Raw genomic sequence first — 22659 nt, forward strand, 5'->3', positions numbered from 1 at the left:
AGGAGGACCTGACAGACTGGAGAGTGTGAGTGAAGCGGAAGTACTGCAGGTCCTGCAGCGAGCGACGGTCGCCGTGCAGCCTGAGCTGCACCTTCCCGACCTCGGTCGGTACGACGAGCAGGACCAGGCGCTGGTCGACCGGGTCGTGGGCAAGTACCTGACCGACCTGCTGCGGACGAGCTGGGAGCGCGGCTGGACGCCGATGGACGTCGTACAGCATGCGCGGCGTCGGCTGGAGCCGGGCGTCGAACCGCTGCTGGCCGCGGTGATCGGCGCGGAGCACCGGGCGTACAAGCCGAGCACGATCGACTCGCGCTGGTCCGATCAGCTGGCCGACCTGGGGCTTCAGCACCCGTTCGACGACCTCGACCTGACGAGCTGGTCGGCCGAGCGGCGGATCGGGCGTTACCTGACTCTCGACCTGACGCTCCAGCTGGCCGGCTTCCTGTACCGGTTGCAGGCGATGGCCCGCCTGTCCCCACTGCCCGGCACGGCCCAGCCGAAGACGGCCCACCGCACGCAGCAGTCGGGGACCGATCGCAAGATGCTGGCCCGCGTCCGGGCCCTGCTCGCGAAGGCGGAGGCGACCGAGTTCCCCGACGAGGCAGAGGCGTTGTCGGGCAAGGCGCAGGAACTGATGGCGAAGTTCTCCCTCGACCACGCGTTGCTGGACGCCGGTCCCGATCTCGAGCTGCCCGACGACTCCGGCGCGCGCCGGATCTGGGTCGAAACCCCTTACGTGACAGCGAAAGCGCAGCTCGTCGGGGTCGTTGCGGACGCCAACGGCTGCCGGACCGTGACGCAGGACCAGCTCGCCGTCGTCACGATCGTCGGCGCTGATCTCGACCTGCAACTGACCGAGCTGCTGGCGACGTCCCTGCTGGTCCAGGCCAATCGCGCAATGCTTGCCTCGGGCAAGCACTACGGCATCCGCGGCGAGTCCCGGACCCGGTCGTTCCGGCAGTCCTTCCTGATGGCCTACGCGCAGCGGATCGGTGAACGCCTGCAGGCGACCGCCGAGAAGGCGCGCTCCGCGGTCCCGGAGGCCGACCAGGACCGGCTCCTCCCGGTCCTGAGCCGCCGGGAGGAGCAGGTCGACGCCCTCTTCACCAAGCTGTTCCCCGAGACCGTCACCCGCCGGACCAGGATCACCAACGGCGCCGGCTGGCACGCCGGCCTCAGCGCCGCCGACCTCGCCCAGCTCGACACCCACCGCCCGGTCACCCGCTAATCTGAGTTCGCGGACGATCTGCTTCCGGGACACGGGGGATGGGATGGACGACGACGCGAGCCCGACCGCGAAGGCGCTGCTGGCGCTCGAGCTGATCCAGAACAGCCCGGGCATCACCGGCGACCGTCTCGGCCGCCGGCTCGGCGTGACCGATCGCGCCGCCCGCCGGTACGTCGGGATCCTGCGCGAGGCGGGCATCCCGATCGAGTCCACCTCCGGCCGGTACGGCGGCTACCGGATCGGCCGCGGCTTCCGCGTCCCCCCGCTGATGTTCTCGACCGCCGAAGCGCTCGGCCTGATGATGGCCGCGCTCGGCGGTCACCACAGCGTCTCCGACGTGACCGACCCGGCCGGCAGCGCGCTGGCCAAGATCATCCGGGTGCTGCCGACCGCCGTCGCGGGCCCGGCCGAGGCGATCCGCGCGATGATTCCGCCGTCGTCGCGGCTCGCGATGCCCGATCCGGAGATCGCGGCGTCCGTCGTACGGGGGTGCAGTGAGCGTCACCGGCTGCGGCTCGGCTATCGCCGGGGCGAGTGCGACGTCGAGGCGTTCAGCATGGACGTCGACCCGTGGGCGGTCAGCGTGCGGCACGGCCGCTGGTACCTGCTCGGCTGGTCGCACACCCGCGACGCCCAGCGGGTCCTGCGGATCGACCGGATCGAGTCGGCCGAGCCGCTGCCGGACACGTTCACCCCGCCCGAGGGCCTCGACCCGGCCCAGGCCGTCCAGGACCACCTCTCCGCGGGCTGGCGCTACCAGGTGGAGATCGTCTTCGAGGCGAGCGCCGAGCAGATCGCCCGCTGCATCCCCGGCAGCCTCGGCCGGCTCGAGGACCTCGGCCCGGACCGCTCCCGCCTGGTCGGCAGCACCGACGAACCCGACTGGTACGCCGAACGCTTGGCCTTCGTTCGGGTGCCGTTCACCGTGATGGACTGCCCCGAGCTCAGAGCCGCCCTCGAGACCCTCGCCCACCGCCTGCTGGAGTCGACAAAAGCCCCGCTGGGGGTGCCGGTGCCGTGAGGCAGCCGCGGGAGACCTCTTCGCGCAGGTCGGCCCCGATGTTCAGTAAGGTATTGCAATGACCGAAGCAGGATCGCCGTCGATCCAGAGCCCTGACTACTGGTGGTACCGCGCTCGTGCCTCTCTCCTCGAGGTCGTGCTCAGCGAGCACGTCGGAGAGCCTCGGAGATTGCTGGACGTCGGCAGCGCGGACGGCCCCAGCGTGTCCTGGCTCCGTGGGCACGGTAAGCAGGTCGCGCTCGACGTCGATCCGCGGGGGCTGGGCCCCGGCGGAGTCTGCGGCTCCGCGCTCGAGCTGCCGTTCGTCGACGAGGTGTTCGACGTCGTCGCCGCGTTCGACGTGATCGAGCACTGCGATCCCGAGGACCAGGCCCTCGCCGAGGTGTACCGGGTCCTCACTCCGGGCGGACGTTTCCTGATGTCGGTCCCGGCCTACCAGTGGGCCTGGACCCACTTCGACGACCACAACCACCACTTCCGGCGATACACGCGCGCGCGGGCGACCCGGGCGCTGAAGGCGAGTGGGTTCGAGATCGTGCGCTCGACGTACCTCTTCGGCTCGACGTTCCCGATGTTCGCGGCCAGCCGGCTGCTCACCCGGCTGAAGCAGGCGAGTCGTCCGGCCGCGGCCCTCGGCCCGGACGCCGTACCCGCCCTGCCGGACCTCTCGCCGATGGTCGAGAAGGCTCTGCTCAGGCTGACCGACCTGGACCGTGCCGTGCTGCCGTCCCGGAACCTTCCGTTCGGGTCGTCGGTCGTCGTGGCCGCGCGGAAACCTTACTGAGCGAGATCATCGCGTCACACACCCTTGACAGACCGCGCCGTGATCAGGGTGGCGCCGGGAGAAAAGGGGCTATAGTCCGTGCTCGTGAGTGACGTCGACGGCTACGACGCAGATCCTGCGCACGATGTGTCCATCGTGATCCCGGTGTACCGAGGCGAGATCAGCTTGCCCGGTTTGCTCGAGGAGATTCTGCCGCTCCACGAGGTGTTCACCACGCCTGGCGGTCAGCAGGTGCGCGTGGCCGAGGTGGTCCTGGTCCACGATCACGGTCCGGACGACTCGGCCCGGGTGATTCGCGAGCTCGCGGCCAAGTACGACTTCGTGCAGCCGGTCTGGCTGAGCCGCAACTTCGGTCAGCACGCCGCGACCCTGGCCGGGATGGCGTCCTCGGGTGGCGACTGGATCCTGACCATCGACGAGGACGGTCAGTACGACCCGTCGTACGTCGGCGCGATGGTGGACACCGCCCTCGCCGAGCGAGCCACTGTCGTCTACGCCAAGCCGGTCAACCCGGCCCCGCACGGCCCGCTGCGCAACCTCGCCTCCAAGACGGCGAAGACCTTCATCGAGAGCGTGCTCGGCAGCCGGGGCACGTCGGTGTTCCACAGCTTCCGGCTGGTGCTCGGCGAGGTGGGTCGCAGTGTCGCCGCGTACTCCGGGGCCGGCGTCTATCTCGACATCGCCCTCGGGTGGGTGGCGGGGGAGATCGCGACCTGCCCGGTGGAACTGCGCGGCGAGGCGGACCGGCCCTCGGGCTACAGCCTGCGCAGTCTGGCCTCGCACTTCTGGCGCATGGTGCTCACCAGCGGGACCCGGTTGCTCCGCATCGTCAGTATCATCGGCGCGCTGACCGCGTTGGCCGGTCTGCTGATCGCACTGGTCCTGATCGGCAACCAGATCTTCGGCGTCGAAATGCTGCGCGGCTGGACCTCGACCATGGTCGTCGTGCTGCTCAGTACCGGGGCGGTCCTGTTCTCCTTGGGAGTTCTGGCCGAGTACCTCGGCGTCGCCGTCAACATGGCGATGGGCAAGCCGCTGTACCTGATCGTCTCCGATCCCAACCAAGGGCCGCTGGGCCGTCGGCGGGAAAACCGGCGATGACCGGCCGCGCCGTCACCTGGGTCGTCGGTGCCGGCGGTCTGCTCGGTCGTCAGGTGGTGGCCCGGTTGCGGGCTCAGGGCCGGGACGTTCTGACGACCGGCATCCCGTGGCAGGATCCCGACGCCTGCGCGGACGCGCTGAAGGAAGGACTCGCCGAGCTGACGACCCGCTCCGACGGCGGCGAATGGAACATCGCGTGGTGCGCCGGTGCCGGGGTCGTCGCGACGTCCGCCGAGCAGCTCCAGGTGGAGGGCGAGACGTTCTTCCGCTTCCTCCACCACCTCGGCGATCAGCATGACGCCGGTGCCCGTGGTGCCTTCTTCCTCGCGTCCTCGGCCGGCGGCCTGTACGCCGGGTCTCCCGATCGGCCCCCGTTCACCGAGAACAGCCGGCCACGTCCGCTGGCGCCGTACGGCGAGCTGAAGCTGGCGATGGAGCAGCAGCTGGGCGCGGTGTCGCGAGCGACCGGAATGCCGGCGCTGGTGGGCCGGATCGGGAACATCTACGGCCCTGGGCAGAACGTCAGTAAACCGCAGGGCCTGGTCTCGCATTTGTGCAAGGCACACCTGACCGGGCAGCCGATGTCCGTCTACGTCTCGCTGGACACGCTGCGCGACTACCTGCTGGTCACCGACTGCGCCGCGATGGTCGTCGCCGGCCTGGCCGGGGTACGGCGAGTCGCTCGTGCGGCCGAGGACCCGGTGGTGGTGAAGGTGATGGCGTCCGGACGCGGAATCTCCATCGGTGCCGTGATCGCCGAGTCGACCCGGGTGTTCCGCCACCGGCCCCGCATCGTGCTCGGCTCCTCCCCGATGGCCTCGGTCCAGGCGCGGGATCTCCGGTTGCGATCGGTGTCCTGGCCGGCCCTCGACGGCTACGCCCGATCGACCCTCGCCGCCGGGATCGCCCGCACGGCCGAGGATCTCGGCCGGCAGTTGTACCGCACGACGACGCGGTAGTGCTCGCCCGACAGGCGGCCGCATCGACGGGCGACGTGGCGCCGGGTGCCACTGCCCACCCGTTAGGCTTCACCACTATGTCCGATCTGTTGTCTCTCGGCGAGGGCGCGCCTGGTTCCGTCGTTTCCGGTCATGGTCGTCCGCCGCGGTGGGCGTCGACGGCCACCACGGGTCCGGAGACGAGCGCCGTCGGCAACGATCGCCGGTGTACCGTTGGGCTCGGCGATTCCGCCCGATGACGAGTTGGTCCCGTAGGCCGACCGGACGCTCGGTCGTGGGTGGGCTCGTCTGGCTCCTTCCCGCGCTGGCGTGGTGCTGGGCGCTGGCTGGTACGGGAGTCAGCAACGACCACATCCTCCGGTACACGGCCTATTTCGCGGGCTGCGTGGTGCTGCCCGGCGTACTGCTGCTGAGAGCGTTCGCGCCCGGCCGGCGAAGCCTGCCGGAGGACATCGGCCTCGGGATCGTCGTCGGCCTCTCCTTCGAGTTGCCCGGCTGGGCCTTGTTCACGGCCCTCGGACTGCAGGAGTGGCTGGTGGCCTGGCCGGCAGCGGTGCTGGTGGTCTTCGCCGCGGTCCCGCGGCTCCGCCGCTGCTGGCGACAACAGGACGCACCGCAGCTGCCGCTGGCCTGGAGCTTCACGCTGGCGCTGCTGCTGGCGATGTCCTTGCTGCTGTACTACGGCACCGCGGTCGACGCCGCGCAGGTCCCGCTGGACGGCGGCAACTTCTACCAGGACATGCTCTGGCATCTCAGCATCGTGCACGAGTTGGGTCGTTCCGTCCCGCCGCAGATTCCGCAGGTGGCGGGCGAGACGATGCAGTACCACTGGTTCGCCGACGCACACCTGGCCGCGGCCACGGAGATCACCGGGATCGACCCTCGGTTCGTCCTGTTCCGGCTGTGGCTCGCCCCGATCATCGTGGGGCTGGTGCTCGGGGTCGCCGCGCTGGCGCGCCAGGTCAGCGGTGTGTGGTGGACCGCTCCGCTCGCGGTCGCGCTGACGACCATCGTCCAGCGGATCGCCGTCTGGGCGTACGCCGGGGGCAGCGGAGGCTCGCCCATCGTCTTCCCGAGCCCCTCGCAGTCCTTCGGTACGACGATCAGCGTGGGAGCCGCGGCGCTGGTGATCGGCGTCCTGTATCGCGATGCCCCACGACGGTCCTGGCTGATCGCGATGCTGGTCATCTGCGCGTCCGCCGGGTCCAAGCCGACGGCTGTGCCGTTGCTCCTTGGTGGTACGGGCCTGGCGGCCCTCTTCCTGCTGCTACGGAACAGACGCATCCCATGGCCGACGGTGGCGCTCGGCGTGGCACTGGTCGGTGTGCTGGTCGCTTCGATGCTGACCGTGGCGGGCAGCACCGCCGGTACTCCGTTGCGGCTGTTCGGGGTCTTCCGGTCCTTCCCGGGATACGCCGTGCTGACCGGCGACACCGGCGTTCCGATGCCGGGTGGGTGGATCATCGCGGGGCTTCGCGACCCGGACGGTCAGACGGTCGCCTGGGTCGCCGCGTTCCTGGTGTCGCTGGTGGTGAGCCGGATTGCGGTGGTCGTCTCGCTGCTGGGCTTGGTGCAGCGCCGGACCCGGACCGATCCGGCGCTGTGGTGGCTGGCCGGCACCCTGATCGCGGCCACGCTCGGATTCCTGCTGATCGACCACCCTGGCCTCGGCCAGTACTACTTCCTCGGCGGCTCGCTGCCCTTCGCCGCTGTCGCCGCGGCCGCTGTGGTGTGCGGCGCGGTCAGGGGCCGCCGTCCGGTGGAGCGACGGGTCGTCGTCGCCGGCGGTCTCGTCGCCGGTGCGGTGGTCGCTGTGGTGATCCGGGAGTTCGGCAACGTCGAAGCCAGACCTGTCGACCCGGCGGACATCACCCGATCGGTCACTCAGCCGATGCTGTGGATCGCCGGCGCCCTCGCCGTCGGGCTGCTCGGCTGGCTGGTCCTTCGCACCACGCGTCCGCGGGTCCGTGGCCTCGGCCTGGCCCTGTTGCTGTGTGTCCTGGTCGGCCTCACTCTGCCCAGCAGGCCTTGGTCGCAATGGGAGGGCGCCGTGAGGATGCTCAGCAAGGAGTCTCGGCAGGTCCCGGGCAAGCCGATGTTCAGCACCGACGAGATTCGCGCCGCGCTGTGGCTGGAGCACACGGCGGGACCGGACGACGTGGTCGTGTCGAACACCGCCTGTCTGCCGGGTTCGCGGCGTCCCGCCTGTGACGCGCGCGGTTACCTCGTCAGCGGTGTCGGCGGTCGCCGGACTCTGATGGAGGGCTGGGCGTACACGCAGCAGTCCCTGGCCAACCAGGGCAAGGAGAACGTCCCCGCCAACCTGCTGCCGTCGCCGTGGCCCGACCGGGTGGAGCTGTCGAGGCAGGCGCTCACGGCGCCGACGCCTGAGCTTCTCCGAACCCTGCGCCGCGACCACGGCGTCCGCTGGGTCTTCGCGGACCAGCGCGCGGGCGAGGTCGACGAGCGGGCTCTCGACCGGCTGACTGATCGCCGCTACACCCAGGGGCAGGTCGTCGTCTACGAACTGAAGCCCTGAGACCGCCGATTTGACTGGTCTTCGGAGAGCCTGAAGCATGTCAGTTCCCCGACGGAGGAGATTCCCATGGAGGGTCTGAAAGGCCTTCTCAGGCACGTACCGGCCTATGTGCTGCTGCAGCGAGTCGTTGGTGCCGACCGGTTACGGTACCGCTGTATCGACGAGATCCGGCCTGGCGACAGTGTCCTGGACGTGGGCTGCGGCCCGGCGTACTACTTCCCGCGCCTGCCCCAGCCGGTCACGTACCACGGGTTCGACACCGACGCGCCGTACATCGACTGGGCTCAGAACCGCTTCGGCGGTGAGAACGCCGGCTTCCACTGCGGCATCTTCGACGAGGACGCCGCTCGCTCGCTGCCCCCGATCGACGTCGTCCTGCTGCTCGGACTGCTCCACCACCTGTCGGACGAGGAGTCCACCCAGCTGCTCGACCTGGCCGCGAGCGTGCTGAGTCCGGGCGGCCGCGTGATCAGTGTGGACACCTGCTTCGAGCCGACGCAGGGCCGGATCTCGCGCTGGATGGCGGAGAACGACCGCGGTGAGTACGTGCGGGAGCCGGCTGAGTTCGAGAAGCTCGCCCTCCAGTCCTTCGGCGAGGTCGAGGGCGAGGTCCTCAGCGATGTGACCCACGTGCCGGGAAGCTACTGGCTGATGAGGATGACCACGCCGAACGGACTCACCGCCGACTGAGCGCGGGCCTTCGGCAACCATTCCGCACACTGTGGCGAAGGGCGGTGCTGGGTCAGACGGTCGCGTTGGCCGTGGCCGCGGCGCTGCGCGGACGGCGGCCGATCGTCTTCAGCCGGGTCTTCAGGATCAGCCGGATCATCTCCAGACCGAGCGTGACGGTCTTGCCGAAGTCGCCGGTCACCGACGAGACGCCGACCCGCGGGTGGTAGTTCACCGGGATCTGCACCATCCGGGCGCGGGTGACGACCGAGGTCAGCAGCATCTCCAGGCCGAAGGCGGAGCCGTCCAGCGTGGCCCGGTCCGAGATCGTCTTGACGTGCTCGCGGGTGATCACCCGGAAGGTGCAGCCGACGTCGCTCATCGAGGCGGTGTTGAACAGCACCTCGAGCATCTTGGCCACGGCCCAGTTGCCGAACTGCAGGAACCAGCCCATGTTGGCGCCGTCCCAGATGAAGTTGGCGACCGTCCGGGAACCGACCACGACGTCGCACTCGGCGGAGAACGACAGCAGCTTCAGCAGGTCCTCGGGGTTGAACGTGCCGTCCGGCTCGCAGACGCAGACCAGGTCGGTGTCGACCTCGCGCAGCCCGCGCCGGATCGCCGCGCCGTAGCCCTGCTTGGTCTCGATGATCTCCCGCGCGTTGGTCGAGGCGACCTCCTCGGAGGTGCCCTCGGCCGCGTTGTTGTTGATCACCAGGATGTCGTCGACCACACCGAGCTTGTCGAACCGGCGGATGACGTCGGCGATGCTGTCCTTCTCGTTGTAGGTCGGAAGGACCACGGACAGTGTTTTACCGTTGAACACGTTTCTGCACCTATCGGGGGTTTTCCGTACGGGGTCAGCGGGACGCGACGACGAGCATCTGCCCGGCCAGCGGCTTGATCGGCGAACGCAGGTACCACGGCACCACGAAGGTCAGGTTGCCGCCTTTGGACTTCAGCGTCAAAGGCATGAACTTCGCCTTGACCGCGTCGATCTTCCAGCCCTCGGCGACCAGGTAGTCCTGCAGGGACTGGTCGGTGAAGATCGCGACGTGGGTGAAGTCGTCGAAGTACCGGCCCGGGTTCAGCCGGAAGTTTGGCTGCATCAAGATGATCCGGCCACCGGGCCGCAGGACCCGCTTGGCCTCGGCCAGCAGCCGGTTCGACGCGTCGCGGTCCAGGTGCTCCAGCAGGTTGGAGGCGAAGACGACGTCGAAGGTCCCGTCGTCGAACTTGCCCAGGTCGGTGCAGTCACCGATCACCGGCTCGACGTGCGCGGCGGCGGCGCGGTCCACCGTGCTGTCGAGGTCCATCGCGACGACGCGCTTGGCGTGCACGTTGTTCGAGAAGTCGCACCAGCCCGCGCCGAGCTCGAGCACCTCGGCGTCGGTGCTGATCCACTTCTGCAGGTACTTGCAGAGGTGCTGCCAGATCTTGGTCCGGTTCGCGTTGTGCGCCAGACGTGTTTCGAAGTAGTTCGACACGTACGTGCCGTCCGGCTCGCCGCTCTGCGGGGTTTGGGCGAGGGGATCGTCGGACAAGATAGCTCTCCTCGGAAGCGTGCGCCGTGCGCGCATCAGCGGGTCACCCTACCAGCGCTCCCGGGGTGGATGCCCCCCGACGCTGTCCGGCTGCCCTGACGGCAGGGCTATGCTGCTGCCCGACCCGGCCGCCGCGCCCCGGCCCGTGCACTGTGCGTGATTCCCGTTTGTCAGGAGCTTTGATGTCGCAGACCGCCGAGTTGTCGTCCCCTGTCGCGGCGGCACCTCCGGAGAAGAAGACCGGATCGCACTTCGGCCGGTGGCCCTCCGCCGCGGTCAGTGCGCTGGTGCTGCTGCTCGCGGTCGCGTTCTTCCTGACGACCGCCGTACGGGCCGATCTTCCGGCCGGCGCAGCCGTTCTGGGCCTGCTGGGACTGGTGGTGACGCAGTTGCTGCCGGGTGTCCTGGTGTGGCGGTGCGTCCGTCCCAACCGGGGCTGGTGGATCGAGGACGTGATGATGGGCCTGGCCGTCGGCTTCATGCTGGCGATCGCGGCGCAGATCGTGGCCGGCCTGCTGCAGTGGCCGTGGCTCTCGGCCGCGCTGCCGCTGGCGCTCGCGGTCGTCCTGCTGGCGGTGCCGCGGACCCGGGCGCGGATCCGCCGGGTGCGGACGAGCGCACTTCCGCTGTGGTGGATGCCTGCGGTCGCAGCGACTTCGCTGTTCGGCCTGCAGGACCTGCGGCAGTACTACAACCGTGAGCCGCTCGAGTGGGCGAGCGGTTTCCGGGCGCCGTACATCGACGCGTACCTGCACCTGGCGATGTCCGGCCAGCTGCAGCACCGCGGCCCGATCAGCTTCCCGTGGGTCGAGAACGCCCCGATGGCCTACCACTGGTTCAGCCACGCCTGGATCGCGCAGGTGGCCACGGTCTCCGGCATCGGCCTGGACGAGGTGCTGTTCCGCTTCATGCCGGCCCTGATGCCGCTGGCCATCGTCCTGGTCGTCGCGATCGCCGCCGTCCGGATCACCGGCGTCGCGTGGACCGGTCCGGTCGCCGCGCTGCTCTGCATGGCCGGCTCCGAGCTGAACCTGTTCGGCCTGACCACGCTGGGCTACCCGATGGCCCCGCTGTCGCCGAGCCTCGCGCCGTCCGTGCCGCTGCTGATCGCGATCGTCGTCCTGCTGGTCTTCCGCTGGCGCAACCAGATGGGCCGGCTCGGCCTGCTGCTGATTCCGCTGCTGGCGTTGACCGCCTCGGGCACCAAGGGCTCGACGATGCCGCTGGTCGTGGCCGGTGTCGGGGTCGCCTTCGTGGTGATGATCCTGTTCGACCGCTCGCGGCTGAAGGGCTTGTTCCTGGACGGCGTCCTGACGGCCGGCGCGTTGATCGTCGCGCTCGTGGTGGTGTTCCAGGGGTCGGACTCCGGGCTGCACGTCCAGTTCCACGAGGCGGCGCTGTCGACCCCGGCGATCACCCGGGTCGGCGCGATCACCACGACCTCGATGGTGTTCTCGTCGCTGGTCGCCGTCCTGTCGATCCTCGCGCGCGGGACCGGCCTGCTCTGGCGGCTCAAGACCGCCGAGGGGCGTCGCGACCCGGCGACCTGGCTGCTGATCGGCGGCGGTTTCGCCGGTGCGGCCGCGGTCGCGGTCTTCAGCCACCCGGGCTCCAGCCAGTACTACTTCGCCCGGACGGCGGGCCCGCTGCTCGCGATCGGTTCGGCCGTCGGCCTGGTCACCATGGTCCGGGAGCTGCAGAGCCGCTGGTGGCGCGTGGTGCTGATCGGCCTGGCCTTCGGCCCGTTCTTCATCCTGCTGCCGCTCTGGACGATCGGGCTGATCCAGCCCAACCACGGCGGCCTGATCCACGCGACCAAGATGATCCTCGTCGGCCTGGCCGTGCTGGTGGCGGCCGGAGCGGTCGCCTGGTTCCTCACCCCGCGACTGCGGTTCACCGCGTTCTTCGCCGCGATCACGGTCGCGATCCTGGCCGGCGGCGTCACGATGGTGACCCGGATCCAGCTCGAGGCGGCCCCGGTGCTGCCGCTGAAGCCGTTGAAGTCCACGGCGTACCTCGCGGTCGGTACCGAGCAGATCGCCGCGGCCCGGTGGATCCGGGACCACTCCGACGTGAACGACGTGGTGATGACGAACCGGCACTGCACGCGGCCGATCGAGCCGAAGAAGTGCGACAGCCGGCGGTTCGTGGTCGGCGCGTTCTCCGAGCGGCAGATGCTGGTCGAGGCGTGGACGCCGACCGTCGAGGCGAACAAGCTCGGACCCGAGGGCCGGGACTCGATCACCGTCGACTACTGGAAGCCTGAGATCCTGCAGCTGAACGACAGCTTCGTCGCCCAGCCCGACGCGGCCAAGGCCCAGCAGCTGAAGGACCTCGGCGTGCGCTGGATCTACGTCGAGTTCACCCGCCCGCACGCGGACACGCTGGAGCCGTTCGCCCAGGAGCGCTACCGCAACGGCAGTGCCGCCGTCTACGAGTTCAGCAAGGCAGGACGATGACCGGACCGACCCTGACCGAGACCAGCATTCCCGGTCTGCTGCACGTCGAGCTGCAGGTGTTCGACGACGGCCGTGGCTGGTTCAAGGAGAGCTTCCAGGCCCAGAAGCTGGAGAAGCTCGGCCTGCCGCACCTGGAGGTCGTGCAGAACAACGTCTCCTTCAACTCCGAGGTCGGCGTCACCCGGGGAATCCACGCGGAGCCGTGGGACAAGTACATCTCCCCGGCGTACGGCACGGTGTTCACGGCGATCGTCGACCTGCGGGAAGGACCTGGCTTCGGCCGCCTGGAGACCTTCGAGCTGACGCCGCGGCAGGGGCTCTACGTCCCGCGCGGGTGCGGCAACTCGTTCTGCACGCTGGAGCCGAACACGGTCTACAACTACCTGGTCAACGCGCACTGGTCGCCGGACGCCAAGTACACCTTGGTGAACCTGTTCGACCCCCAGCTGGACGTCCAGTGGCCGCTGCCGAAAGACCAGCTGATCTACAGCGAGAAGGACGCCGGCCACCCGATGCTGGAAGACGTGGCCCCGATCCGCATTGACTGGGACTGTGTTTGATGGCGTCGACTTCGTCGCCGCGGGTTTTGGGGCTTGATCGCCCGTTCTTCCCTCGTCGTTCGGTCGCTGCGCTCCCTCTCTCCTCAGTCCAGAACGGGCGGCCCCAAAACCTTCGGGGACTCCGAGTTTCCGAGTGGGAGGCCGTATGACCATCCTGATCACAGGAGCCGGTGGGCAGCTGGGGAAGGCGCTCGTGCACCAGTTGCCGCAGGCTCGGGCTGTCACGTCGGCGGAGCTGGACATCACGGCGCGGGAGGCTCTGGTCGGTTTCGACTGGTCCGGGATCACGGCGATCGTGAACGCCGCGGCGTGGACCGCGGTCGACCAGGCCGAGGACGCCGACAGCACGCTCGCGGCCTGGAACGTGAACGCGAACGGCGTCGCGAACCTGGCCTGGGAGGCGCGCCGGCTGGAGATCCCGCTGGTGCACGTCAGCACGGACTACGTGTTCGGCGACGGCGAGGGATTCCTGGCCGCCGAGCACCGGATCGACCCGCAGGGGGTCTACGGGATCACCAAGGCGGCCGGGGAGCTGGCCGCGCGGCTCAGTCCGGCGTACTACGTGGTGCGGACCAGCTGGGTCTTCGGTGACGGGCCGAACTTCGTCCGCACGATGCTGCGGCTCGGCGCCGACCGTGACGAGCTGACCGTGGTCGACGACCAGTACGGGCGGCCGACGTACACGGTCGACCTGGCGGCGGCGCTGGTCGCGCTGCTGGACAGCGGTGCGCCGTCGGGCACGTACCACGCGACCGGCGCGGGCGACGTGGTGTCGTGGGCCGACTTCGCGGCGGCGATCCTCGAGGGCAGCTCGTGCAAGGTCCGCCCGATCAGCTCGGAGGAGTACTCGCGGGGCAAGGCGATCGCGCCGCGGCCGGTGAACAGCGCGCTCGACCTGTCGGCGCTCGAAGCGGCCGGGATCACCATGCGCGACTGGCGTGAAGCACTCGCGGAGTACCTCAAGACGTTCTAGCCTCTGGGCCTGGTCAGAGGACCACGCGAACGTGGTCGAGGTCCACTGGCCCGGCGTTCTCGACGACGGTCGGGCGGCGGCCCTCCCGAGGCGTCCCGTGCGCGACGACGATCGGCAACGGCCGGATCGTCACGTCGCGGATGCCGAGCTCGGGGAAGGCGTGGGTGGTGACGACGCCGTCGACCTCGCTGCGGCCCCAGCCCGCCACGCGCAGCGCGTACAGATCGCCGCACCATCCGATGTCGCAGCCGTCGATCAGCAGTCGCTCGTTGATCCCGGCCGCGGCGCTGTCCTCACGGTAGCGGTCGGTGTTGTCTCCCGGCAGCAACCGGAATCCGATCTCGACCCGCTCGCACCGCACGTCGCGCACTTCCACGTCGTGCACCGAGCTGAGACAGAACCCCTCGAACGCGTCGTACACCCGGAAACCGTCGACCCGGAAGTGGTGCGGGTGCAGTGAAGGCCCGACGATGTCGGTCACCCCGGTACCCACGGCGCCCCAGTGGGCCATGAACGCCGTACCGCCGCCGTGGACCTCGAGGTCGGTGAACCGGGCCGCCCGGACGGCGCCGATCAGGGTGATGGTGTTCGCCGCGCACCGGCCGGGCCGCCGGATCACCAACCGCTCGACGGCGATCCGCTCGATCCAGCCGGGTCGTTCGGGGTAGAAGTAGCTGCCGACCGTGACGGCGGTCCACTCGGCGCCGTCGTGCGGGCCGGGGGACGCGTCGGGAAGCTCGAGGGTCAGGTCCGTGACGGAAACATCCGATCCGGCCACCTGGATCAGCGGGACCTGCTCGGCCTCCGCCCGCCACAGCGTCGTACTGGCACCGGACAGTGACCAGGAGTCGGTGAGTACCAGCCCACCCGTGATCGGATAGGACCCGGCCGGCAGGACCAGTCGTCCTGGCACGGCCTCGCGCAGCAGCGTCCGAAGTACCGCGCCGTTCTTGTCCGCGTCACCACCGAGACGCGGCCGGTACTCCGCGTCCATCAGTTGCCGGGATCGACGACGAGGTCCCAGCGCACCGTCCCGCCGTCGGCCCCGGGCACCGACTGCAGGACCGAGGAATCCACCGACAACCGGACCAGCACCGGAACCTCCAGCGGGCCGTCGGTGACGATCTCGATCTCGGCATCGGCGCGAGCCCGGATCCGAACCTCCGGAACCGGACCCGGTTCGACGCCCGCCAACTCCACGTGCACGAGGTTCTGGTCGACCAGGTCGAACATCACGTCCGCGAGTGGGTTCGGCGGCGGCCCGGCCGGTACCACCGGTGGCGGAGGAGGCGGCGGTGGGGGTGGCGGTGCCGGAGGCGGCGTCGCGGATCGCGCGGGATTCCGCCGGCTCGCGGCGCGGCGCAGCCTGCGTTCGAGGGCTGCTGCACGCTTGCCCATCCGCTGCGCAGCCGGTGCGGCGGCCACCGGGACGACCCAGCGGGCGGCACGCCTCAACTTCCGCTTCAGCCTCCGCTGGATGCTGGGCGGTGCCTTCACCTTCGCGACCACTGGCTCGGCGACGACCTCGATTGGCTCGACGACCGGCTCGACCTTCGTCGTCGGACCGGGGACCAGTGGCTCGACCACGGTCGCCCGCGCGATCCAGCGCCGCGGTTCGTCGCGTTCATCGGGGTTGGCGACGAAGTAGCCGCCGCGGACCGTCATGGTCTCGGCGTCCGGGTCGACCGGCACCGTGCCGGTGGAGACCCGGCCGGGTTTCGGGGTGCCGTCCACCTCGACGAACTCGACCGTGTCCATCATGATGCCGATCGGCCCCTTGACCACGGCGGGAGCCCAGTCCGGCCGCCCTGCGTCGATGCTCGCCACCTCGAGGATGAACAGCCCTTCCTCGGACAGCTCCTCCGGCCGCAGATCGAAGCTGATCACGCCGGTGGTCGGCCGGCCCGCGTCGGCCGCATGCCGGATCAGCAGGATGGCGCCGCGGGTCTTGCCCTGCGAGCGCACCAGCAGCAGCCGTGGCGCATTCACTCCCCGCAGCTGATCGTCGGTGGGGGGAACTCGTTCTTCCCACCAGTCCAGCGACATGGTGTCGAAGCGAACGTGCGCGATGACCCGGACCGGACGGCCGGTCGGTCGGACCTTGACGCCGAGCAGTCCCGGCGCGGCGACGAAACGACCGATCACGGCCACGCCACGGACGAACTGATCGACCGTGGTCAGGTCGGGTGCCTCACCGGACCGGAGCTCGCCGGGCAGCACCAGCGGCTCGACCACCCGGTCGTAGACGGTCTGGAACCGCGGTGTGGTGAAAGTCTTCGTCACAGCTCGCTCACACCTCCGAGCGCCAAGGTGAACTCCTCCGGTGAGGTCGTCATGTCGGTCCGGGTCAGGAAGGGGTCCTTGCGGGTCCACATCCGCCGGACGGCGGTGAACGCCGGATCGCCGTCGGCCTCGACATGCCGCATCGCCACCATGACGGCGTTGAGCAGGTGTTCGGTCCGGCCCATCTCCCAGTGCTGGACCAGTTGGGTGGAGACGTCGGTTCCGCTGCGGTAGAACCACGCCCAGAGCCGGGCGCGGGTGATCTGCTCCTCGGTCAGGAGCTGGCGCCCGGTCAGCAGTCCCTCGATCGACTCGTCCAGCCGGGCCCAGTAGTCGTCGGCGTCCTTGGCCACGGTCGTGAACCCGCAGTGACTCCATTCCGACCAGCCGGCCTGGAGGGCGGGGATACCGAACGCCGGCAGCTCGTTGCTGATGCTTCCGCGGACGGTGACGCCGAGGTCGACCAAGCTCCACATCACGTTCTTGCTCAGGTCCAGGCTGCGGACGAAGGCCAGCGGCGATCCCTGGTGCGTGGCCTTCAGGTCGTCGAAGAAGCCGGTCGAGTCGTAGATCGCCTGGTTCGGATGGTCGACGAACAACCAGTTCACGTCGTCCTTCTTGACCGCGTAGTCGGCGGTCGCGGCGTACCAGCCGGCCAGGTCGTCGAACAGCTCGACGTTCGTCCGCGGCGCGTCGGAGATGGCGTGGTTGTACACCGCGATCACCGGCTTGTCCGGATCGAACCCGAACCGGGCCAGCGCGTGCTCCCGCACGGACAGCCGCTCCTGCGGGGTCTTCAGCTCGATCGCCGACATCGCGCCGCCGCGCCACCAGGAAGGCTTGCCCCAGTTCCCCTTCAGGCGCCAGGCGGTCAGCTCGGCGCTGGAGGCCAGCCGGTCCCGGTTCGACCAGACGTGGCTCTCGAAGAACTCGGCGATCTGGTGGGTGAGCTCGGCCCGGAAGGTCGGCGCGCCGCGCCGGGTCTCCGGGAACAGCGTGTACGCCTTGAAGGTGCCGGTGCTCTGGACGTGCACGGTCGGGACCTCGAACCGGGTCGCCGTCTCGACCGCCAGCCCCCAGTGGTTGTAGTCCACGTGGCTGGTGACCAGGGCGATCGGGTCGAGGCCGGCGAACATCGCGTCGTAGATCGCCGAGAACCGCTCGCTGCGGCGCTGGATCTGCCGGTACTTCGCCCCGGCGCGGATCTCGTCGGTCACCCGGGGGATCTTCAGGACCCGGCAGGCGGTGGCCCGGACGATCTCGTCCAGCACGGCCGGGTCGATGCCCGAGCCGGCCAGCGGGAGATCCCGGCCGGCGATGTGCAACGGTTCGGGGTCGGGGTCGTCGATCCGGCTGTCCAGCATCTCGTGGATGTCCAGCACGTCCGCCGCGCCGTACGCGCGGGAGATGTCGGCCAGCGCCTCACCGTCGAAGAAGGTCCAGAGGATCTCGTTCCAGTCGTCGTCGGCTCCGGTGAAAACGACCAGCTTGGCCGGGATGAACCGGCGCAGCGCGTTCGCCACGGTGAGGTTGCGCAGCGTCACGCGGATGTCCTGGCTCATCGCCTCGACCAGGATCACCCGCTCGCCGTCGGGAAGAAGGTTGCGTTGCCAGAAATCGGCGGCCGTCCTGCAGAAGATCGAGAACTCCGGCGTTTCCGTCAACCGACCTTGAACAGTCTGGTCCACTTGAGATTTATACCAGTAATTCCACGACCTGACCGCCTGCCCGCCGGGAAGAAGCTCACGGCGCAGCGATTTCGTAGACGCGCACCTGGTCCTGGTGGAAGCGCGCCTCGGCGAGTTCGTCCAGCTTCACCGAGACCGGCCCGTTGCGCGCGTCGGCATAGATCCAGCGGACGCCGTACTGCGTCCGCAGCCGGTCGAGCAGGTCCCGCGTCGGGTTCGTCAGCGCGTCGTCGATCAGGGCGACTCGATCCGGCCAGGGCGAGGCCTGGTAGAAGTACTTCCGGCCGTTCACACCGTTCAAGGCCGTGCCCGGGCTGGTGTACGCCCAGCCCTCCAGCAACGTTCGGCGACCGGCGAAACCGCTGACGAGGTAACCACGAGCGTCGCAGCCTGGCCGCGGTGGCTCGCCCGGACGGCAGTAGGTGTTGGAGACCACGACATCCGTCAGGTCGGCGTTCGCGGCCAACCAGTCGGCCCCGGCCAGTTCGTCCGGAGAAATCCGCCAGACCTTCGACGCGTAGTGCCCGGAGCCAGGCTTTCCAGCGGCCGCTAGAGCCTGCGCCGCGGCCGTGCCGATCGGGAGACCGACGACCATGAGCAGCGCGAAGGCCATTCCCAGTCCGGTCAGGCGGGCTCGCCGGCGTACTGACAGCCAGCCCACCAGTACGACGGCGGCGATGCCCAGGACCACCAGCGTGGGGCGGGCCAGCACTTCGATCCGGGCGGCTCGCGAAGCCCCTGGCGAGGAGTCGACGAGCTGCGCGAATCCCGCGATGACCGCGCCCGTCGCGAGGCCGCCGAGGACCAGCCGCAGGATCGTTCGGGTACTGCGGCCCCTGACTCCGGCCGCGATCAGCCAGCCGACGGCGGCCGCCGCGATCGGCCAGCAGGAGCGAAGGAAGTAGTACTGACTCGCGGAGGGGTGGTTGACGAGAGACAAGCCCAGCCACGCCGCGGTGAGAGCACCGAGCAACCACCAGGCGACGGGATCGCGCCGCAGGGTCGGGACCGCGGTCAAGGCCAGCCCCGCGATCAGTAGGGCATGCGCCAGCGCGAAGGCGGCCAGGACGGCCACGGCACCCGCCAGCGCGAACCGGTCGCCGGTCAGGGACGGAAGCAGCAGTCCGCCGGTGCCCGGCAGCGAACGGTCGCCGGTCGCCGCGGCGTACCCGGCCTGGAACTTCGCGATGGCGAGCAACTGGACCTTGGAGCCGCTCGTGCTTCCGGTCACGGTCAGCAGCGTGCCGGCGGCGACTCCGGTCAGCACTCCCCCGAGCGCCACCGATCGCCAAGGGATTCGTCGGTCCCTGACCAGCAGGAACAGCGCTGACAGCCCCACTCCGCCGAGCAGGATCGGCAGCACGGTCGGCTTCGATCCACCGCCGACGATCGCTACGGCCAGGGCCAGTGCCCAGACGCCTTGGCCACCGCTGCGATGCGCGATCGCGACGACGAAACAAGCTGCCGCGGCAAGTGCCAGCACGGCCAGAGACTCCGACGGGCTCAGCAAGCTGATCGGGCCGGCCAGGTCCAGCTGGGGCCAGGCCGGTACCAGAAAGCCGAGCTGCGGTACGACGTACGTCAGCCCGGCCAGGAGCCCGGTCCACCACACCCCGCTGACCTGGCGGGCGAAAGCAGCCGCGGCCAGTACGGCAGCGAAGCTCACCGGCAGCAACCACAGCCGGTACAGCACGAGGACCGGCGAGAGACCGGTGATGTCGACAGCACCCGCCATGTCGGCGTGCGAGAACCAGTGGTACTCCAGCGCCTCGCCGGAAACCTGAGGAAGCTGCGGCGGGACACTGCGCAGCAGCTCGTTCACGATCGACAAGTGGTAGGGCATGTCCGGGTACAGCGAAAGGCTGGCAGGTGGTGGACTGTGGTCCGCCATCACGCCCATCGTGATCGCCAGTGCGAGCAGGCTCAGACAGCCGGCCAGCCCCCAGGACCACGCGCTCGGCAGTGGCTGCGGGTCAGCGATCCGCCAGTGCCGCCTGAGCGCCGGAACCAGAGCGAAGGTCAGCAGGATCAGAGCCGGCCAGACGACCAGAGCCTGTTGCCAACCCAGTGCGGTGAACAGAGCCCATCCAGCGAGCTGCCAGGCGATGCCGACGGCCGCGCCCAAGCCGGCGTCCTCCGCCCAGTTCCCGGTACTGCGCCAGGCCGCCCTGAGCAGCAGGATTCCGGGCAGCGTCACGCAGCCGACGAAGTACGCCGTATAGCGGGCGATCGCGGTGAGCGGCACGTCGATCGCCAGCAGCCCGACGGCCGAGGCCAGTACGACGACCAGCCAGGGCAGGGCCGCGAACATCCCGGTGCGCGCCGCACCGAGCGGCCCGGTGAACGCCTGCCCGACCTCGTTCACCTGCTGCTTGTCGTCCACCGACACGACGGCTGGCCCCCAATGGCTCTTCCGGCACGCTCAGCGACGATCGACTGCTGGCGGCACTTCGGCAGGAGACTATCGCAGCGGACAACGCCACGACCTTTGTGGTTGATCTCCCGAGTGACCGGCCATCATGCTAGGCCGGTGAACGTCGTCGACGAGCAAGCCCGCGAGCCGACGGAGCCGGCGGAACAGTCCGTCACGTCGCGCGCCCACGCGCCCGGGCTCGCCCAAGGTGCCCGCTTCGTTCCCTGGCTGGCGCCGATCGCGGCCGCTGTCGCCGGTCTGCTCGCTCTCGGCGTCCCGCTCGCACCGATCGCCGGCTACGGGGCCTACTTCGGCGGTTGTGTCATCGTGCCCGGCGTTCTCCTGCTCCGCGCGGCATGGTCCAGCACGGGGAACTGGGCCGAGGACATCGGCCTGGGTGCGGCCGTTGGCATGACCTATCAGTTGCTGGGCTGGGCACTCTTCACCGCAGTGGGACTGCAGTCCTGGTTGATCGTCTGGCCGCTGGTCGCCCTGGCGGCCTTCGCCGTGGTGCCTCGACTACGGCCGTGCTGGAGAATCGCAGCGCCGGCGCCTCTGCCGGTGGCCTGGTGCTGGGGCCTGGCCATCTGCGCGACCGCTCTGATCGTCTACACGACCTTCGCCACCCTGGCCGACCACAAGCCGCCGCCGGACGGTACGTCGTACTACCAAGACCTTCTGTACCACCTGTCGATGGTGCACGAGCTGACCCGGTCGGTTCCGCCGGAGCTGCCGCAGGTCGCCGGTCTTCGCCTGGACTACCACTGGCTCGCCAACGCGGACATGGCCGGTGCTGTGGACATCACCGGGATCTCTCCGACCCTGGTGTTGTTCCGGCTGTGGGTGCTGCCGCAGGCCGTCATCGCGCTGCTGGTGTGCGCTGCTCTGGCCCGGCAGGTCAGCGGGGTGTGGTGGACCGGAGTGCTGGCCGCAGTGGTAGTCCTGCCGACAACCGTCGCCAGTCTGCTCAGCCCTTCCCTGACGCTCAGTGTCGTCACCTCCACCTCGGCGGCAGTCCTGATCATCGACGCGGTGTTCCGCCGTACCGGCAGGCAGGGCGCTTGGCTGCTGGCAGCGGTACTGGCCGTCGTCGCCGGAGGTGCCAAGCCGTCGGCCCTGCCGCTCCTGCTCGGCGGGATCGGACTCGCGGCGCTGTTCGTGCTGGTGCGCGACCGAAAGCCGCCGTGGCGCTTGATCGCCGCCGGCACGCTCGTGCTGGGCGCGCTGATCAGCACCTTGCTCTTCATCGCTGGGAGCACCAGCGGATCGGGGTTCCAGTTCTTGGCTGTCGCCAAGTTCGAGAGTGCCTACGGCCTGATCACCGGTGACACGTCGTTGCCGGGCACGGGAGGCCTGCTGCCCCTGCCGCTCACCTCGGGCGATTCGGCGGCGGCCACCGGGTTCTGGATCTTCTTCGGACTGATCCTGCTCTCGAAGGGCGTCCTGCTGACCGGGTTCGCCCTGGCCGGGGTCCGGTTGACCAGGCGCGATCCGGTGGCCTGGTTTCTCGCCGGGACTCTGGTCGCCGCCTGGTTGGGCATGCTGCTGCTCAATCACCCCGCCGCGAGTGAGGTCTACTTTCTCCGCAACGTGGTGCCGTTCGCGGCCGCCGCCGCGTCCTGGCTGGTCGCCGTCGCGTTCGCGGGCCGCGGCCTGCGGGCGCCGGCGGTGGTCGGCATCTCCGCCGCTGTGCTCGGCGTCGTACTGCAACTGACCACGAAACGTTCGGCGATCAGCGCCGCCGATTCCCGGCCGGATCAGCTCGAGGCGCTGGCGCGGCCGCTGCTGGCGGCCGCCGTACTCGCCCTGCTGCTCGTCGTGGGGTGGCTACTGATCGGGCGGCTGTGGGCAGGACAGTCCGGACTCGGCGTCGCGCTCCCGGTTCTCGTGGTGGTCGTGGCGTCCCTGACCGGCATGATCCGGTACTCGTACAACGCCTTCCGGACCGACAACACCTACCGCGTTGCCTCCGGAGCACTCAGTCCGGACCAGCTGGCTGCCGCGCAGTGGCTCGGGGAACACTCGTCACCGACCGATGTGGTGCTCACGGGGAGTTGGTGCGTTCCCGTCCTGCGTCAGCCCGGCTGCGACGCGCGGGGTTGGCTGATCAGCGGGATCGCCGGACGCCGAACGCTGCTGGAGGGCTGGGCCTACACGGAGCAGGCGCTGGCGACGAACGGCGTCGACGGAAAGCCCTATCGGGTCCAGCCTTCGCCGTGGCCCGACCGCGCCGAGCTGACCATCCAGATCCTGGCAGCGCCCACCGCGCAGTTGCTGGAGCAAGCCCGCGGGTACGGCGTCCGATGGATCTTCGCCGATCCGTCGAACGGACCGACGTCGCCGACCCTGGACGACTTCGCGCTCCTGCGTTACCAGGCCGGCGACATCAGGATCTACCAGCTGGAGGACCGGTGACCGGTGCGGAGTACCTCGAA

Annotated in this window: 17 protein-coding genes; 11 read left to right on the forward strand and 6 right to left on the reverse strand. The window is 69.6% G+C overall.

The genetic code is table 11. From position 1 onward, the window contains the following. Window positions 1-25 precede the first annotated feature (25 nt). The 7 genes from HDA39_RS32585 (at window position 26) to HDA39_RS32615 (ending at window position 8325) form a co-directional block, all read left to right on the forward strand. Window positions 26-1231 (forward strand): DUF2786 domain-containing protein, encoded by a 1206-nt coding sequence (locus HDA39_RS32585; protein WP_184801747.1) that lies wholly within the window; start codon window positions 26-28, stop codon window positions 1229-1231. A 43-nt stretch (window positions 1232-1274) separates the two neighbouring features. After that, entirely contained in the window at window positions 1275-2252 is a 978-nt protein-coding gene (locus HDA39_RS32590; RefSeq protein ID WP_184801749.1) for a helix-turn-helix transcriptional regulator, read from the forward strand. A gap of 58 nt (window positions 2253-2310) precedes the next feature. Continuing rightward, window positions 2311-3036 (forward strand): class I SAM-dependent methyltransferase, encoded by a 726-nt coding sequence (locus HDA39_RS32595; protein WP_184801751.1) that lies wholly within the window; start codon window positions 2311-2313, stop codon window positions 3034-3036. Between the two features lie 84 nt (window positions 3037-3120). Next, window positions 3121-4137, forward strand: a complete 1017-nt coding sequence (locus HDA39_RS32600) for a glycosyltransferase (RefSeq protein ID WP_337925989.1) — start codon at window positions 3121-3123, stop codon at window positions 4135-4137. Beyond that, a complete protein-coding gene (locus HDA39_RS32605) occupies window positions 4134-5096 on the forward strand; it encodes an NAD-dependent epimerase/dehydratase family protein (RefSeq protein WP_184801754.1) in 963 nt (320 codons plus the stop codon). The genes HDA39_RS32600 and HDA39_RS32605 overlap by 4 nt, the downstream gene beginning before the upstream one ends. A gap of 235 nt (window positions 5097-5331) precedes the next feature. Further along, complete coding sequence (locus HDA39_RS32610; protein WP_184801756.1) at window positions 5332-7635, forward strand: hypothetical protein; 2304 nt, start codon at window positions 5332-5334, stop codon at window positions 7633-7635. Window positions 7636-7701: 66 nt separating this feature from the next. Further along, window positions 7702-8325 (forward strand): class I SAM-dependent methyltransferase, encoded by a 624-nt coding sequence (locus HDA39_RS32615; RefSeq protein ID WP_184801758.1) that lies wholly within the window; start codon window positions 7702-7704, stop codon window positions 8323-8325. Between the two features lie 52 nt (window positions 8326-8377). Here HDA39_RS32615 and HDA39_RS32620 read toward each other — a convergent pair whose 3' ends face one another. Both HDA39_RS32620 and HDA39_RS32625 read right to left on the reverse strand, forming a co-directional pair. Next, window positions 8378-9106, reverse strand: coding sequence for a glycosyltransferase family 2 protein (locus tag HDA39_RS32620; protein WP_337925990.1), 729 nt, complete (start codon window positions 9104-9106; stop codon window positions 8378-8380). A 58-nt stretch (window positions 9107-9164) separates the two neighbouring features. Beyond that, window positions 9165-9848 carry a class I SAM-dependent methyltransferase gene (locus HDA39_RS32625; protein WP_184801762.1) on the reverse strand — a complete coding sequence of 228 codons (684 nt, stop codon included), beginning with the start codon at window positions 9846-9848 and terminating at the stop codon, window positions 9165-9167. Window positions 9849-10030: 182 nt separating this feature from the next. On the opposite strand from HDA39_RS32625, the gene HDA39_RS32630 reads away from it, so the two are divergent. The 3 genes from HDA39_RS32630 (at window position 10031) to rfbD (ending at window position 13840) form a co-directional block, all read left to right on the forward strand. After that, window positions 10031-12307, forward strand: coding sequence for a hypothetical protein (locus HDA39_RS32630; RefSeq protein WP_184801764.1), 2277 nt, complete (start codon window positions 10031-10033; stop codon window positions 12305-12307). After that, window positions 12304-12867 (forward strand): dTDP-4-dehydrorhamnose 3,5-epimerase family protein, encoded by a 564-nt coding sequence (locus HDA39_RS32635; protein ID WP_184801766.1) that lies wholly within the window; start codon window positions 12304-12306, stop codon window positions 12865-12867. The genes HDA39_RS32630 and HDA39_RS32635 overlap by 4 nt, the downstream gene beginning before the upstream one ends. Window positions 12868-13012: 145 nt before the next feature. After that, window positions 13013-13840 carry a dTDP-4-dehydrorhamnose reductase gene (gene rfbD, locus HDA39_RS32640; RefSeq protein ID WP_184801768.1) on the forward strand — a complete coding sequence of 276 codons (828 nt, stop codon included), beginning with the start codon at window positions 13013-13015 and terminating at the stop codon, window positions 13838-13840. Window positions 13841-13853: 13 nt separating this feature from the next. Here the strand turns inward: rfbD and HDA39_RS32645 are convergent, their stop codons facing one another. The 4 genes from HDA39_RS32645 to HDA39_RS32660 are packed head-to-tail and all read right to left on the reverse strand — an operon-like array spanning window position 13854 to window position 20194. Continuing rightward, window positions 13854-14834, reverse strand: a complete 981-nt coding sequence (locus HDA39_RS32645) for a hypothetical protein (protein WP_184801770.1) — start codon at window positions 14832-14834, stop codon at window positions 13854-13856. Beyond that, window positions 14834-16123, reverse strand: coding sequence for a hypothetical protein (locus HDA39_RS32650; protein WP_184801772.1), 1290 nt, complete (start codon window positions 16121-16123; stop codon window positions 14834-14836). Before HDA39_RS32650 ends, HDA39_RS32645 begins: the two co-directional genes overlap by 1 nt. Continuing rightward, window positions 16120-17811 (reverse strand): hypothetical protein, encoded by a 1692-nt coding sequence (locus tag HDA39_RS32655; RefSeq protein WP_337925993.1) that lies wholly within the window; start codon window positions 17809-17811, stop codon window positions 16120-16122. The genes HDA39_RS32650 and HDA39_RS32655 overlap by 4 nt, the downstream gene beginning before the upstream one ends. A 55-nt stretch (window positions 17812-17866) precedes the next feature. Next, window positions 17867-20194 carry a hypothetical protein gene (locus tag HDA39_RS32660; protein ID WP_337925994.1) on the reverse strand — a complete coding sequence of 776 codons (2328 nt, stop codon included), beginning with the start codon at window positions 20192-20194 and terminating at the stop codon, window positions 17867-17869. Between the two features lie 147 nt (window positions 20195-20341). Here HDA39_RS32660 and HDA39_RS32665 point away from each other — a divergent pair, with 147 nt between their 5' ends. Then, window positions 20342-22639 (forward strand): hypothetical protein, encoded by a 2298-nt coding sequence (locus tag HDA39_RS32665; protein WP_337925995.1) that lies wholly within the window; start codon window positions 20342-20344, stop codon window positions 22637-22639. Window positions 22640-22659: the final 20 nt, after the last annotated feature.

The sequence above is a fragment of the Kribbella italica genome (assembly GCF_014205135.1).
Lineage (GTDB): Bacteria > Actinomycetota > Actinomycetes > Propionibacteriales > Kribbellaceae > Kribbella > Kribbella italica.